The organism is Flavobacterium sp. N502540 (genome assembly GCF_025947365.1).
GTDB lineage: Bacteria > Bacteroidota > Bacteroidia > Flavobacteriales > Flavobacteriaceae > Flavobacterium.
In genome coordinates, this window is the sequence record NZ_CP110012.1 from 4,202,288 (window position 1) to 4,217,308 (window position 15,021).

The following is a 15,021-nucleotide window of genomic DNA, read 5'->3' on the forward strand; positions in this document are numbered from 1 at the left end:
AATGGTTTATCGATCTGAAAGAACTGTATAGCATGCGCTTAATTTTTGCATACAAGTAAAGAAGAGTTTTGGTGAAAATTATAAACGAAACCAAAAATGAAAAAGCTCATCTTACTCATCATCCTTTCTTTAGGCTTTGAGGCTGTGGCACAGACCAATGAATTTACGCTTAAAGGAAAAGTTATGGATTCAAAAACAAAACAATCCCTGTCCTATGTTACCGTCACGCTGGAATCGTCTGATCAGAAAAAAAGTACGGTTTCTTCTGATGAAAACGGGATGTATGTTTTCAAGAGTCCTCCCGGAAATTATCAGTTGAAAATCGAATTTATATCCTACAAACCATTCACCGTAAACGCGATTTCACTTCAGAAAGATTTGATTTTAAAAGACGTTTTACTGGAAGAAGAAATCAATGAACTAAATGAAGTCAATGTGGTAGCTGAAAAATCGGCTGTCGAACTAAAAATGGATAAAAAAGTATTCAACGTTGGAAAAGACATTCTCTCAAAAGGTGGAACAGCTAACGATATTTTGAATAATGTTCCTTCTGTAAATGTAGATATTGCCGGGGCTGTAAGTCTTAGAGGCAATAGCGGTGTTACGGTTTTAATTAACGGAAAACCATCCATGTTAACGGTCAATAACGGTTTGTCTCAAATTTCGGCGGGGAATATTGAAAAGGTAGAAGTTATTACAAATCCCTCAGCGGCTTACGAAGCGCAGGGGAGTGCAGGAATTATAAATATCATACTAAAGAAAAACAGTATGCAGGGATTCAACGGTTCGCTGCAGGCAGGAATAGGAAATCCGGCAAATCATAATCTGAATGCCAATGTGAGTTATAAAACCGAAAAAGTCAATTTGTTTTCCAATATAGGATACCGTTACATTGACGTTTTTGCTTCCAACAGACAGTTTCAGCGCAATACCAGCAACAACGTAGTAACCACGCTGAATCAATACGATGATATCCGAAGAAATAATAGTATCTACAATATTTACATAGGAGGAGATTATTACATTAATGCCAAAAATACCTTAACGGGAAGCTACTATCGAGACAGAAACAATAACAATTACAAAACGGCTATTGGGTACGAGTATGCCAATGCCAATAATGCAATTGACAGTATCATCAATCGCTACGAAAATTATAAGGAACCAAAGTTTTACAATGCCTTAGAATTAAATTATGTAAAAACATTTGATAAAAAGGATAAAAAATGGACGACCAGCCTGCAATATGATTTTTGGCACGACGATGAAAATCAATACATCGATCAGCAAAAAACGATGCCTTATGAACCGGAAGTTTCTAATCTGTACAGCCGCGATATAGAAAGCAGTAACGATATCTTTCTAAAGTCTGATTTTGTAAATCCGATAAACGAAAATTCTAAAATTGAGATGGGAATCAGAAGCGATTTGCGCGCCATTAGAAGTGATTATTATACGGTTTTGGATGAGGTTTTGCAGGATCAGTTTACCAATAAATTAAAATACGACGAGAACCTCTATAGTGGTTACATTCAGTTTGGAAGTAAAATTAAAAAGTTCAGTTATCTGGCAGGTTTGCGGGCGGAATTGTCCGATATAAAAATTGCCGATTCTAAGAACTTGTTCAGCAACACTAAAAATTACATCAACCTGTTTCCAACCGTTCATTTAGTATACAATCTAACCGAGAAAACAGATTTACAGCTTAGCTACAGTAAACGTATTAACCGTCCGAGGTTTTGGCAGTTGAATCCTTTTTCCGGGCTTTCAGATTTGCGCAACCTTACCGTGGGAAACCCTGATTTGAATCCGATGTTTACGAATTCTTTTGAATTGACTTTACTGGCCAAACCCGGAAAATTCAGTATTAATCCGTCTGTATATTATCAGCACACTACCGATTTTTTCGAGTATATTCTACAGCGCACAGATGAAAATTATTTTGTGAGAACACCGGTAAATCTGGACACCGAAGATCGTTACGGAGCAGAAGTTTCTTCAACTTACAGTCCAACAAAATGGCTGAGACTGTCATTGGATTTTAATTACTACAAATTTAAGCAGCAAGGCACTTACAAAGAAGTGGTCTATGATGTGGAAGACGAAACCTGGTTGTCGGGCTTTCGTTCGGTTGTGAAGTTTCCAAAAATAATTTCAGGTGATTTTAGTTTTAAATACCGAGGTAAAAATCAGGGAGTTCAATCGGTTACCGAGGCACAGTACTCGGCCAATATTGGTTTAAACAAGGACTTTTTTAACGATAAAATGTCGGTTACTTTAAATGTGAACAACCTTTTCAATTCGCAACTAACCAAACAAACGGTCAGCACACCGCTCTATTATTTAGAATCAGAGTTTCGTTCGCAGGGAAGGTATATCCGATTGACTGTGATTTACCGTTTCAACCGAAAAAAGAATGAAGCCGACAGACTTCCGGATTCTGAATAGTCTGGAAGTTTAGATTCTTTACTCCAACTGAATTTTAGGAATCGAGCCAGTTTTTAAAATTATTGATTTCCTTTTTGCTTAGAATAATAGGTTCTGTATCCGGAACGGTAACATTCAGTAAAATTTCGATTTTCTGGCTCGAATGTTTCACAATTTCCTGAACAGAATGACGGTTGATAATATATTTTCTGTTGATTTTAAAGAAAAGAGCCGGATCGAGTTTATTGATGAGGTCTTTCAAATTATTATTGTACAGATAACTACTGCCGGAGTTGGTGTAGATAAACAAATGTTTTCCGGTGGCAAAGAAAAAAGGAATCGAAGTGTCATTAACAGAGATCAGTTTATCTCTGTGGCTCACTAAAAAATGATGCTGAATGTTACTTTGATTCTCAATTTCAACTAAAGATTCGACAACTGAATTGCTGTTAAAGGTTTCTTTTATGTTTTTGTATTTGTACAAAGCTTCGAGTAATTCTTCCTCTTCGTAAGGTTTAAGAAGATAATCGATAGTGAAATGCTTGAAAACTTTTACTGCATAAGAGTCATAAGCAGTGATAAAAATAACGGGGCATGAAACCAAAGCCTGCTCGAAAATATCGAGGCTTTTACCATCTCCCAAATGAATATCCATAAATGCCAGATCAACGGCATTCGCTGCGAAAAAGGCAACGGCATCCTTTACAGATTTCAGTACTGTAATTTCTCTGATCAGAAGGATAGTCTGCTCTTCCAGAATGTTTTTGAGATAGGTGGAGGCGAGATGTTCATCTTCAATGATGACTATTTTCATTTCGTTTATTTTTTGTAAAGTTAAAAAAAAACGGAGTGTTGTGAAACCTTAGTGTTTTGCAATGTACAATTTATGTTGAACTCGTTAAGAGAATAGAAAAAACGTAAGCAAGAAATGGTAAAAAGTTGACCTGTCCTGATTTGGCAGGTCAGTTTATTTTATAGCAATACAATTGATTTGCTGTCAAAAATGTGCGGTATACGATCTTCTGCCAGAGTAATTAAGCGTTAACTGTATTTGTGTTAGATATAAACTATTTTACAATATTTTGGTTTTAACTATCTTATTATCAAGTGTGTTTTGCTATAGTGACTGAGTTTTTTACCCGCTTTTTAGATATATTGCAATAGATAAAATCCTACTTTATCATTTTTTTATTAAATTAGCTAAAGCTTTAATGGTATTGTTCGTCAGCTTTTTGTGGCAGATTGATGCACTATGAGATGACTACTCCACTCAGGTACATTTTTTTTCGCTTTTGAGATATAATAATTGAGCTCAAGTATAGTTCAGTAAAATCTCTTATCTGAAAGCTAGTATTTATTTGCTGAAGCGAAGAATTAATGAACATAACACTAAGCATAAACTGCTTTTCTTGTCCTTTTTTAATCCAATTGCCTTTACTTTAAAAGAGTATCGCAATACAGTACCAAGTTGAAAAAAGTATGAAAGAGAAAATCGAAAATCTGGAACAATCTAAGAACATTCAGGAATTTCTTTTGGCAATAAAGAGAAAATCGGATAATTTAATTAATTACTTTCTGGTCGCTTTTTTTATTATAGGTTTATTATTAGCGTTTTGTTATGATACTTGGGAGATTGCAATTGGAGTGGGAGGAATATTGCTTATTGCCTATTATTCGTCAAAATTAGCGTTGCCTGAATCTGACTTTTATCAGTATGTTCTCAGTACCGTATTGGGGATTTTCATGTGCCAGTTTATTTATCAGATGCATGGTATGTTCGAGATGCATTTTACGGCATTTGTTGCAAGTGCTATGCTTATCACTTATCAAAACTGGAAACTGCAAATACCGCTAACATTAGTAGTAATAATTCATCATGCACTATTTGGTTATTTGCAATATAGTGGTGTCAGTGGTATTTATTTTACTCAGTTGGATTATATGACACTGCGCACTTTTGTTATTCATATACTATTAGCGACAACCATTTTTGGGCTTTGTGGATTGTGGGCTTATCAATTTAAAAAATACAGTGAAGCTCATATTAATCAGACTTTTAGGAAAAGAGAAATTGAAAATCAAGAGTTAAAAACTGCAAATTACGAATTGGATCGTTTTGTGTATAGTACCTCTCATGATTTACGTGCTCCATTAAATTCTATGCTTGGACTTATTGAAATAGCCAAAGACGATACAGCTGAAGAGTTAATGATTGGACATCTTGAAATGTTAAAGGAGAATGCCGAAAAGTTAGATAACTTCATTTGTGATATCCTTGATTATTCGCGAAACTCACGGATGGAAATCGATAAGCAAAAGATCAATTTTAAAGAACTTCTTAAAGAGGTAACCCAAAATTTAAAATTCATGGGGGATACTAACAGAAGAGTTGATTTTAAAGTTGATATTATTGGTAATGCTTCGGTCTACTCCGATAAAAATCGGCTTACGACTATTCTGAACAATCTGATTTCAAATTCAATCCGCTATCAAAATTTTAAAGTTTCAAATCCATTTGTCAATATTAAAATTGATATTTCCAACATCGAAACCAATATTGTTGTTGAGGACAATGGAATTGGAATTCAGCAAGATTTACATCCAAAAATATTTGACATGTTTTATCGTGTTTCCCGAGAGTCGGTTGGTTCAGGATTGGGACTTTATATTGTAAAGGAAGCAATCTATAAACTCAATGGAGATATAAAAGTTCAATCTGAAATTGGTCATGGAACCACTTTTACGATTAAAATTCCAAACAAGTAAATATCTTAACCCATGGAACAGAATGCAACACAACCCCACTTTAGAAAAATCCTTGTAATAGACGATAGTGCTACAGATCGTTATATTGCAAAGCGAATGGCCGAAAAGTATTATTTTGCTGAGGAAATTGTTTTAGAAGAGTTAGCCACAACAGCACTTGAATATTTACGTTCGTTAGAAGATACACCTGATTTGCTTCCGCAGTTTATTTTTCTCGATATCAATATGCCTGAAATGAATGGTTTTGAATTTCTGGAGGAGTATGCAAAACTTTCCGAATCAATCAAACTAAATTGTATTATAATGATGATTACTTCTTCAACACATCCGGAAGATCTTAAACGGGCAGAAAGTAACCCCTTGGTAATAGGCTTTCTGAACAAACCTCTCTGTAAAGAGAAGTTTGAAAACATAAAACAGGAGTTCCTATTAAAAAATCATTAAACATAGAAGATGGCTGAAAGTTAAATTTTATTAATTAGTATTGCTCCGACCGCGATAACTGTATTAGTCTAAAAAAGCAATGAGCCCGATGTAATATCGGGCTCATTAGTATTAAATTGTAAGTATATAATTCTCTAAAATTTTTGGGGCAATTTTACTTTGAAGTTATTTTATGGACTTACAATTCAGGATTGTTTAAACGTGCATCCAGAGGAAATGGAAGCGTATATCGCGGATCATTTTCTATTAGCGTATAATTTTCTCCATTGAAAGTATGGATGATTTGTTTTTGAGTTGTTCTACGCAAATCAAACCATCGGTGACCTTCTACAGCAAACTCACGTTGTCTTTCCTGAGCGATAAAATCAAGAAGCTGAGTTTGCGTCATGGCAGCAATCGATAGGCTTAACTGATCAAAAGCCGTAATTTTATATCTGTTTTTGATAAAAGTGATTACCGTTGTTCTTGCTGTTGTCAGATCGTTTAATTGTGCCGATGCTTCTGCTTTAGTCAAATACAATTCAGATGTTCTAAAGGTACATTTTTGAGCAATATCACCACCTTTTCTAAATCTGTATCTGCTTCCGCTTGCCTGATAATACAACGCAAAACGTAAATCGTTTGTTTTATCATAAACGCCTGTTAAAGTTGGCGCAGCATATGATGTTCCTTTCAAAAGATTAATAAAAGGATCTTCAAGTGCTAATATAGATTCCGGTCCGTTGTAAAGATTAGGTAAGGCAGCAGTAGTGTTTAAGTTGATTAAAGCACTTTTGTATGTCATTGCTTTATCTGCAGCAGCAATAGCTTTTGCCCATTCTTTTCTGTAAAGGAAAATACGGGATTCCATTGCATATAAAGCAGCTTTAGAAAAACGGTAGTTGATACCCGCTGTTTGAGTGTCTAAATTCAATAATCTTTTTGCCTCTTCATTATCAGATAAAATCTGATCGTAAATAACAGCAACACTTTGAGGAACATAAGCTTGCTCTAAATCTATTTTTAAAGCCAACGGAACACCTCTGTCAGTTGCAGCTGTTGCAGCATTGTAAGGTTTACTGAAGATATTCAATAAATCAAAGTAAGCAAATGCTCTTAGAGCGTAAGCTTCTCCTATTAGTTGATCTTTCTCTGCAGAAGGCGCTAATTTTACGGTTGCTTCATTGATGATCACATTGGTATAGAAAATTCTGTTGTACAAAGTAGCATAAGGAAAACTGTTTGTAGTTTTATCAGGATTGGCATCGTTCCAGATATAATGATCTCTGTAGAAAGTAGCATTATCATTAGATTCATCTAAAATCAATTCGTCTGCTCTAATAGTAGATAATGCTTTATGAATAGCAGTTGTAGAGTAGCCGCTTGTCATTACTGCTCTATAGTCAGTTAAAGTTTCCGGAATTACTTTACCCACTGGCTTAACATCAAGATAATGATCACAGCTTACAGTCGTAATAGCTACGCCGACAAAGAATACGTATTTTAATATATTTTTCATTTTAAATCAGATTAAAAAGTTAGGTTACATCCTAAAGATATTGATCTTGGGATTGGTTGTGCATAGATATTTCCGAACGTTTCCGGGTCAAAGTAACCTTTATAATCAGAGCTGATTACAAATAAGTTTCTTCCTTCGATACTAAATCTTACACTATCCATAAACAACGTTTTTGTCGCTGTTTTAGGCAATGAATATCCTAAACGAACGCTGCTTAAACGCATATAGCTCATTTCATGAACCCAAGTATCTAAATAGTTGTAAACATTAAGTGGCGCTCCTGCTGGAGAAAACCATTGGTAAGCCATCCATGAATCTCCTGTTCCTGAAGTTGGACTGGTAATTCCAGGTATGTTTGAACCGGTATTAGTAGGTGACCAGGCATTAAGTACATCTGTAGTGTAGTTCTGACCACGATCTAATTGTGTACCATTAAAATTTGGTTTTTCAACAACAGTTTGTTTAATATTGAAAGTGGTAGCAATAGTAAGATCAAAATTATGAACTTTAAAAGTGTTGATAAAACCACCAGTAAATTTAGGATCTGCATCTCCAACATAAGTAAACAAATCTCTTGTTTCTTCATTCGTAAGTTTTGATTGCGAGAAAACTCCCGGGAAAAAATCTGCATAAGGATCAAAAAGACCAAAAAGAGTTTGCGTGTTTACAGTTTCTCCTTTTTTATTTACAAATAAAGGGAAACCACTTTCATCAATTCCGTTAGTTTTTAATGCAAATACGGCATTAACAGGTAATCCTTGTTTCGAAGGTAAATAGGTGTTAGATCTTGTCTGGATACGATCAACAGTACTCTTATTATGAGCAAAATTAATAGTCGTGTTCCATTTAAAGTTCGGACGGTCAATGTTTCTTGTAGACAAAGAAATCTCGTATCCTTTATTCGTTACCTGAGCCCAGTTAGCGTTTGTATATTCAAAACCGTTTTCAACAGGAAGTGATTGTAAGCCAATTAAATCAGTACTTTTTCTTCCGTAAACATCGGTTATAATGTTAATACGGTTGTTGAATAACCCCAGATCCATTCCAAAGTTGGTATTGGTCGTCTTTTCCCATCTTAATTTATCATTTGGAGGAGAAGCTACACTAATAATAGGTTCTGATTGTCCCGGTAAAATAATAGTTGTTTGATTTGTTCCAACGACATACGGAGAAGTATTTTTATCGATATTTCCTTGTAAACCGTAAGACGCACGTAATCTTAAATTAGAAACTATTTCGCTATCTTTTAAGAAATTTTCTTCTGATACCGCCCATGAACCGGAAACTGCCCACAATGGCAAGTATTTGTATTTAGGATCTGCACCAAATAAATCTGAACCGTCGTAACGAACACTTCCAAAGAACGTATATTTTCTGTCATACGTATAAGATGCTGTTGCGAAGAATGATGCAAATGCATTTTCGTTTTCATTCTTTAAATACGTTCTATAGGTTGGATTAGATGCATAACTTTGAGTTGGAAAAACAATTTGAGTTGTAGTCAATGTTTTCGGGTCGAAACCAAAACCTTTTGTATTAATAGCTGTGCTTTTGTTTTTTCTTAACTCATTACCCACCATAAACTCTAACTCATGTTTTCCTCCAAGAGTAGTGTTATAGTTTAACATCGTTTTCCAGTTGTATTGAAAAAAGTCAGTGTTTGAATTTTGAATAATTCCGCCAACAGGAAGGAAATAAGTATAAGCTCCATTTGCAAATACACTTGTTTTTTCTCTTTCTTTTCTTGTAAAGTAAGTGTCTTTACCGGCATATTTTTCAGAAGCATTGTTGTCAAACTGTAAACCAATTTGTGTACTTGCTTTTAATCCTTTTGTAATATTATAATCAACGTCAAGTAATGCTTTTATAGATCTTGTTGTCAATTCGTAATTGGTATTTTCTCTTTCTTCTAAGTAATTAAAAGGAATATATACACTTCCATTTCCATACCCGGTCATGTCTTTATCATAATTATAACTTCCATCAGCGTTTAATGGAGCTAGATATGGATTTGCGTTTCTGGAGTAATTAGCAGGATTTGTAAAAGTGTCCGTATCTGAAATATAAGATGATTTTTTACTTTGTGTACCAAAAATTCCAACGCCAACACGCAATTTATCAGTTACATCAAAGTTGTTTTTTAAGGTAAGGTTGTATCTGTCAAAACCAGTTCCGATAGTAGCACCTTCTTCGTTGTAAGCTCCTAAAGAGAAATAGTAATCAGATTTTTCTCCACCACCAGATAAACTTAATGTATATTGTTTGTTGATGGCACTTCTGTACAATAAATCACCCCAATTGGTATTGATGTTTCTTAAAGCGTTGATTGAGTTTTGTGTTGTTGGACTTAGAGACGAAAAACCTCCCGATCTGTAGGCTCCTAATTCATTAGCCTGTTTAAGAATACGGGAAATTTCTCCGTTACCGTCTCTGTAAGTCAAATCTTCTCTTGAAGCCAGCGAAAGTTCAAAATCTACTTTTTGAGAAGAATTTAAAAGGTTTAATTTAGAAAAATCAGGTTTCTGAGTCATGAAAGTATTGACATTCAAATCTACTTTCATGCTTCCTTTTTTCCCTTTTTTAGTTGTCACCACAATAACACCGTTTGCAGCTCTTGCTCCGTAAATGGCCGTTGCAGCAGCATCTTTTAATATGGTAATATCTTTAATATCCTCAGGATTTAAACCTGCGATAGAAAAATTGCTTAAAACATCGATATTGTCTTTGTCATAATTTTGAGGAACATCATTTCCTTCAAGAGGTAAACCATCTAAAACCCATAATGGATCCTGTGCACCGTTAAGAGAGGCAGTACCACGAACTCTGATTTTTGCAATGGTTCCCGGAGCTCCTGTTTGTTGTGTTACCGCAACACCCGCAACCTGACCTACTAACATTTGATCTAAACTCGCAACACCCGCTTGTTTGATATCGGCCATATCCACTTTGGCAACAGCAGATGTCAGCTTTCTCTTTTCGATTTTCTGATAACCGGTAACTACGATTTCCTTTAATTCGCTTACATCTGACTTTAAAGAAATGTTGTATTGATTTTTATCTGTAATGTCAATTGTATAAGGCAGATAACCCATATAGGTTACTCTTAGAGATTTGATATTATTGTTTATTTTCAATTCGAAGGCACCGTCAAAGTCACTTACAGTTCCCAGACCGGCACTTTGAATTACTCCTTTTTCAGAGGTGTTGTTTGATACGGAACTGTTTTCGACAGCAATGGTGACTCCCGGTATCGGCAGTCCATCTTTGGCATCAAGTACCTTTCCTTTAATAGTCCTTTCCTGCGCAAACCCCGAGAGGGTAAGTAGGAAACTCAGCATGTAAAATAAATTTTTCATTGGGTTGTTTTTGGATTATGTTAATTTAAAGTGTGTTGTTTAGTGCTTTTTCAATACGCTGGATCAGATCGAAGTAATGATTCTTTGTCTCTTGATTTCCAATGTTTCTTTTTGTCTTTAAAAGCTTCAGAATCTGATTCAATTCTCCTTTTTTATCAGAAGTCACTTCAGAAACTCTCTTTAATGAAGACTGATTGATGTTACGCGCCATTTTTGATTCTTGCAGATAATCACATAAATGAGGCATGCTTAATGTTTCTTCTAACTGAATGATTTTCTTGCTGTCTGTTTTTTCAAAAAGTTTATTGGTCGAAACAATCAATACATCGACATAGTTTTTCTGTGTCATACGTTCCATAATCGTAAGCGATTTGTTTTGAATCGTAGGAGCGAAAATGTTTTGATGAACGGTTTTAAATAATTGTGTTACGGTATAAACATTCTCTTTGGCTTCGTTACGTTGGAAAAGCTCATTTTCTGTAATTCTCAACAAACGATCATCACTTAACAGGTTGTATAAAATCCCATATTGTAATTCTCTTGCCAGGGTGTAAGGAGTGTACTCATAAGGCCCAAGAGGAGAATCTTTCAACGGATTTGTTTTGTCCAAAATTGGGTTAAAAAACAACCATTCCGGAAGTGCAATACTATTTTTCAATAAATACGAAACAGCTCTTTTTTGAATGGCAGCCGGAACCGGAACATAACTTGCCTTATTGTCACCGTGAACCGTGGTATTCAGATAAATTCCTCCCACATTCGTTAACACATGGTAGTTGTAAAGATTCCACTGACCAATTGCTCCAATATAAAGTTTACCCGTTTGATAGTAAGATTCATCTTTATCATACGTCCACTCAAGAATTTTACCTACCACTTTTTTAAGGTTTTTAAGCCCGTATTCGCTGGCTTTCATGGCATCATCACCTAAATCTTCAGATTGCGAACGGGGGTCAATTGTACTGTCACCGTCCTGTTGCTCTCCATAGAAATAAACCGGATCGTTCTGGTGTTTTGCAATCAGATCATTAAGCGCAGTGTGTTCTTCTTTCTGGTCTGCATACCATTTGTAACCCCATTCGATAGCATATTTATCGTATTCACCAATTTTTGGCGTGATCGCTTCAACATGATCTTCGGGCTGAGCAATATAGTTGTAACGGGCATAATCCATGATTGATGGAGCTGTTCCGCCCATTTTTGCTGTAAAATCTTTAGATCTTAACGATTCTACAGGATAAGCAAACGAAGCACCCATATTGTGTTTTAAACCAAAAGTATGTCCCACTTCATGAGACGATACAAAACGAATCGCTTCTCCCATGTGCTCGTCACTAAATTTATTTCCTCTGGCTTTCGGATCAATGGCACCTGTCTGAATGCGCATCCAGCTTTGCAATGAAGTCATTACATTGTGCCACCAGATAATATCAGATTCTATAATTTCACCGCTTCTTGGGTCTACTACTGCAGGTCCCATAGCGTTAGACTTTTGAGAAGCCACATACGTAATTACAGAATAGCGTACGTCGTCGATATCAAAATCAGTATCTTCCTCAGTTGGCTCTTTGGCGATTACGGCATTTTTGAATCCGGCTCTTTCAAAAGCAACCTGCCAGTCACGAACCCCTTCAATAATATAAGAACGCCATTGTTTTGGTGTCGATGGATCGATGTAATACACAATTGGCTTTTTAGGTTCTACCAATTCGCCTTTGCGGTATTTTTCGATATCTTCTTTTTTAGGTTCCAGTCTCCAGCGCGTGATTAATTCTTTCTCCTGCATAGCATGCTGGCTGTCGCTGAAATACCAGTGTTTTTCAGAGAAATACCCCACACGCTTGTCTGCAAAACGCGGCTGCATTGGTGTTTTATCCAGCAAAATAATGTTGGACGTCACTCCAAGGGTAACCGAAAGGGCAGGACCACCTTCGCTTACAGATGTAGTAAGCTGCGATTTTACAACAATATTTTTAGGAAACGTTTTTACATTTTCTATATAGGATAAATCCGATTTTACAGATCCGCCAAAGCCAATGTTGCTCAATACATCATTGAAACTTTTTTGCTTACCGTCGAAAACCTTATTCGCTTTAATGACAACCGAAGTCGAATCGTTATTCTTGGTTTCAATATCAAAAACTTCAATAATAGATTCTGAGAAATTACTGTTTACCGAAGCCGTAATAGCATCTCCAATAGGCGATGAAACCTTTGGAACAGAAGATTTGACCCAAACTTTCTTGGCCACTAAATCTTTGTGAAACGTTATAATTTTATTCTCGTAGTTCATTCCTTTATTCAATCCGGCATCATTAACAGGCAAAGGGACACTCGAGATTTTATTGACTACTAAAAATTCTCTTTGAAAAAGAGAATCGTTAATTTCTAGGTATAAATCTGTTTTGACCTGAATGGTATTAAAAAGTCCTTTCTTGAAAGTCCCTTTTTTAACAAGATCATCGTACTTTTTTCCTTTCGAATCTTTTAATGAATCTTTAACTTGTACAGTTTTGTCTTCTTTATTTTTTTTATTCTTTTTTTGAGAAACCATAGTACTGGTGCTCAGTACAAATACCAATAAAACGATATTTTTTAGGTTTATCAACAATGCCTTTTCTCTCATTGAAAGTTAAGTTTAGGTTAATTTTTGGCTAAAAATATTGCAGGGGTAACGTTAAAAAAAACAAAATGGAGTGAGTGGCTTTTTTTTGGGAGTGAATGTTTTCTTTTATCCAATTAAAGGCAAAATGCAAGTAAAATCGCCGTCTTTTTTGAAGACTTTGAAATCGTCCTTAGCATAATATTTGTAAATAATTTCTAAGTATTTGTGACCAAACTTGGATTCTTTATCAAAGTTTTGCTTTTCGTTTAAATTATTGGTAATAATTACAACGTTTTCTTTAATGTCAATTGTTATTTTTAAAGGGGTTTCTTCAGAAGCGATATTGTGTTTTATGGCGTTTTCTACCGCGATCTGAAAAGCCAGATACGGTACTTTTTTAGCCAGATTATTTTCGTTTTCGATCTGAATCGAAAAGACAAATTCTTTCGTAAAACGGGTTTGTTGCAGAAATATATACTTTTCTATAAAAAGCAGTTCTTCCTGTACCGTAACAATATTGTTAACTGGGGGTGTAATCAGATATCTGTAAATTTTGGACAGATTGAGGGTAAATTTTCGCGCAACAGCCGTGTTGCTTTCAATAAGCATGTATAACGAATTCAGCGAGTTGAACAGAAAGTGCGGATTGATCTGTTCTTTTAATTGCTGCAGCTGAATGAGTGCTTTCTCTTTATTAATTTTTTCGTTTTCTATCAAAAGATTGTTTTTTTCCTGCGCCAGTACTTCTTTTTCCTGAAAATTTTTACGGGTGAAAAGAGTAAATAAATAGAAGAATACGATTAAAATAGCTGTTGTAACGATGTAAATTAAGGAAGCATACTTTTTTACAGTATTGACATCTTCATTGGATATTTTCTCCGCAAAATTAACACAGATGTACCAATCCGTTCCTTTTACATTGAGCCGTTTGGTATAGCGTACAATGTCAAGACCTAAATATTCTGAAAGCGCAATTTGTCGGCTGAAACTGTTTTTATTGGTAAAAGTAGTATCACTTGCACGAAGGTTTGTGATTTTGAAAACATTCTTCTTCAGCAATTTTACTTCAGGATGGTAGAGGATTGTTCCTTTTTTATCAAACACAAAAGCATAATTGAGCGCTTTTTGGTCAATGGTAGAAAAATAGGTTTGAAGTGCTTTCAAATCAATGTCATACCCGTATCGAATGACTGTACCATTTGTCGCAATGTACTTGTAATAAATGCGCCAGAAAAAATCCTGATTGTTCTCAACAATACAATTGTACGCACTGAGATTTCCGTTTTTAACAGCAAAATCTTTGATGGAAGCTTCCAGATTTGGACTATTTTTAGCCGTTACAAAAGTTATATGCTCCTTATTAATCTGAAACCAATTGTTTTTAATAAGACTGTCATTGGCATGAATTGTACTGAGTACCTTTAGATTATCAGAGAGATTCCGGGTATTGCTCATTTCAACAATACGTTTTAACTCCTTTTGAGTTTCTAAAAAATGTGACAATTCCTGTACAAGCACTTCCTGTTTTTTCTGAAAGCCTCGTTCTTCAGTTGCAGTATTTGATTTTTCGGTGATCTCCGTTATAAAACTGCTTAGAATATAAATTGAAAGCAGCGTGAGGACAATAAAGATAATTCCTAAAATAAAGAAGTTCCTGCGGGAAAAGGTATTTTTAAAAGTAAATTTCAACGATGTGGATTAAAATATAAGACAGTATTTCAGGCCTTAAAGAGCAATAAGTTTTATTTTTTTAGGGTGCAAATATAAAACTTTTTATTTGATACTGTTGTAGTTAGCAAAAGTTAACAGTATTTCGAAGGGTACGTTTAGTAAAAATCTTGTTAAGAGTGAAAAAGTTTCAAGTTTCAGGTTTCAGGTTTGAAATAGGTGTAAGGCTTACAAAATTGAACCGCAAGGTCCGCAAG

General features: G+C 35.1%; 8 protein-coding genes. 3 read left to right on the forward strand and 5 right to left on the reverse strand.

What is annotated here, in order from left to right; translation table 11 throughout:
• Positions 1–96: 96 nt before the first annotated feature.
• On the forward strand, positions 97–2,448 hold the full coding sequence (locus tag OLM58_RS17665; protein ID WP_264529938.1) for a TonB-dependent receptor: 2,352 nt from the start codon (positions 97–99) through the stop codon (positions 2,446–2,448).
• Positions 2,449–2,482: 34 nt separating this feature from the next.
• Here the strand turns inward: OLM58_RS17665 and OLM58_RS17670 are convergent, their stop codons facing one another.
• Positions 2,483–3,241 carry a LytR/AlgR family response regulator transcription factor gene (locus OLM58_RS17670; RefSeq protein ID WP_264529939.1) on the reverse strand — a complete coding sequence of 253 codons (759 nt, stop codon included), beginning with the start codon at positions 3,239–3,241 and terminating at the stop codon, positions 2,483–2,485.
• A gap of 665 nt (positions 3,242–3,906) precedes the next feature.
• Between OLM58_RS17670 and OLM58_RS17675 the strand changes: the two genes are divergently transcribed.
• On the forward strand, positions 3,907–5,193 hold the full coding sequence (locus tag OLM58_RS17675; RefSeq protein ID WP_264529940.1) for a sensor histidine kinase: 1,287 nt from the start codon (positions 3,907–3,909) through the stop codon (positions 5,191–5,193).
• A 12-nt stretch (positions 5,194–5,205) separates the two neighbouring features.
• Positions 5,206–5,637, forward strand: a complete 432-nt coding sequence (locus tag OLM58_RS17680; protein WP_264529941.1) for a response regulator — start codon at positions 5,206–5,208, stop codon at positions 5,635–5,637.
• A gap of 178 nt (positions 5,638–5,815) precedes the next feature.
• On the opposite strand, the gene OLM58_RS17685 is transcribed toward OLM58_RS17680, so the two are convergent.
• The 4 genes from OLM58_RS17685 to OLM58_RS17700 form a co-directional block, all read right to left on the reverse strand.
• Positions 5,816–7,135 (reverse strand): RagB/SusD family nutrient uptake outer membrane protein, encoded by a 1,320-nt coding sequence (locus tag OLM58_RS17685; protein WP_264529942.1) that lies wholly within the window; start codon positions 7,133–7,135, stop codon positions 5,816–5,818.
• Between the two features lie 11 nt (positions 7,136–7,146).
• Entirely contained in the window at positions 7,147–10,491 is a 3,345-nt protein-coding gene (locus OLM58_RS17690) for a SusC/RagA family TonB-linked outer membrane protein (RefSeq protein ID WP_264529943.1), read from the reverse strand.
• A gap of 25 nt (positions 10,492–10,516) precedes the next feature.
• Positions 10,517–13,117, reverse strand: a complete 2,601-nt coding sequence (locus tag OLM58_RS17695; RefSeq protein WP_264529944.1) for a zinc-dependent metalloprotease — start codon at positions 13,115–13,117, stop codon at positions 10,517–10,519.
• A 105-nt stretch (positions 13,118–13,222) separates the two neighbouring features.
• Entirely contained in the window at positions 13,223–14,785 is a 1,563-nt protein-coding gene (locus OLM58_RS17700; RefSeq protein ID WP_264529945.1) for a histidine kinase, read from the reverse strand.
• Positions 14,786–15,021: the final 236 nt, after the last annotated feature.

What these genes read in the sequence shown, in the direction of transcription:
- OLM58_RS17665 (WP_264529938.1), top strand. Translation starts at nt 97, where the DNA reads ATGAAAAAGCTCATCTTACTCATCATCCTTTCTTTAGGCTTTGAGGCT.
- OLM58_RS17670 (WP_264529939.1), bottom strand. Translation starts at nt 3,241, where the DNA reads ATGAAAATAGTCATCATTGAAGATGAACATCTCGCCTCCACCTATCTC.
- OLM58_RS17675 (WP_264529940.1), top strand. Translation starts at nt 3,907, where the DNA reads ATGAAAGAGAAAATCGAAAATCTGGAACAATCTAAGAACATTCAGGAA.
- OLM58_RS17680 (WP_264529941.1), top strand. Translation starts at nt 5,206, where the DNA reads ATGGAACAGAATGCAACACAACCCCACTTTAGAAAAATCCTTGTAATA.
- OLM58_RS17685 (WP_264529942.1), bottom strand. Translation starts at nt 7,135, where the DNA reads ATGAAAAATATATTAAAATACGTATTCTTTGTCGGCGTAGCTATTACG.
- OLM58_RS17690 (WP_264529943.1), bottom strand. Translation starts at nt 10,491, where the DNA reads ATGAAAAATTTATTTTACATGCTGAGTTTCCTACTTACCCTCTCGGGG.
- OLM58_RS17695 (WP_264529944.1), bottom strand. Translation starts at nt 13,117, where the DNA reads ATGAGAGAAAAGGCATTGTTGATAAACCTAAAAAATATCGTTTTATTG.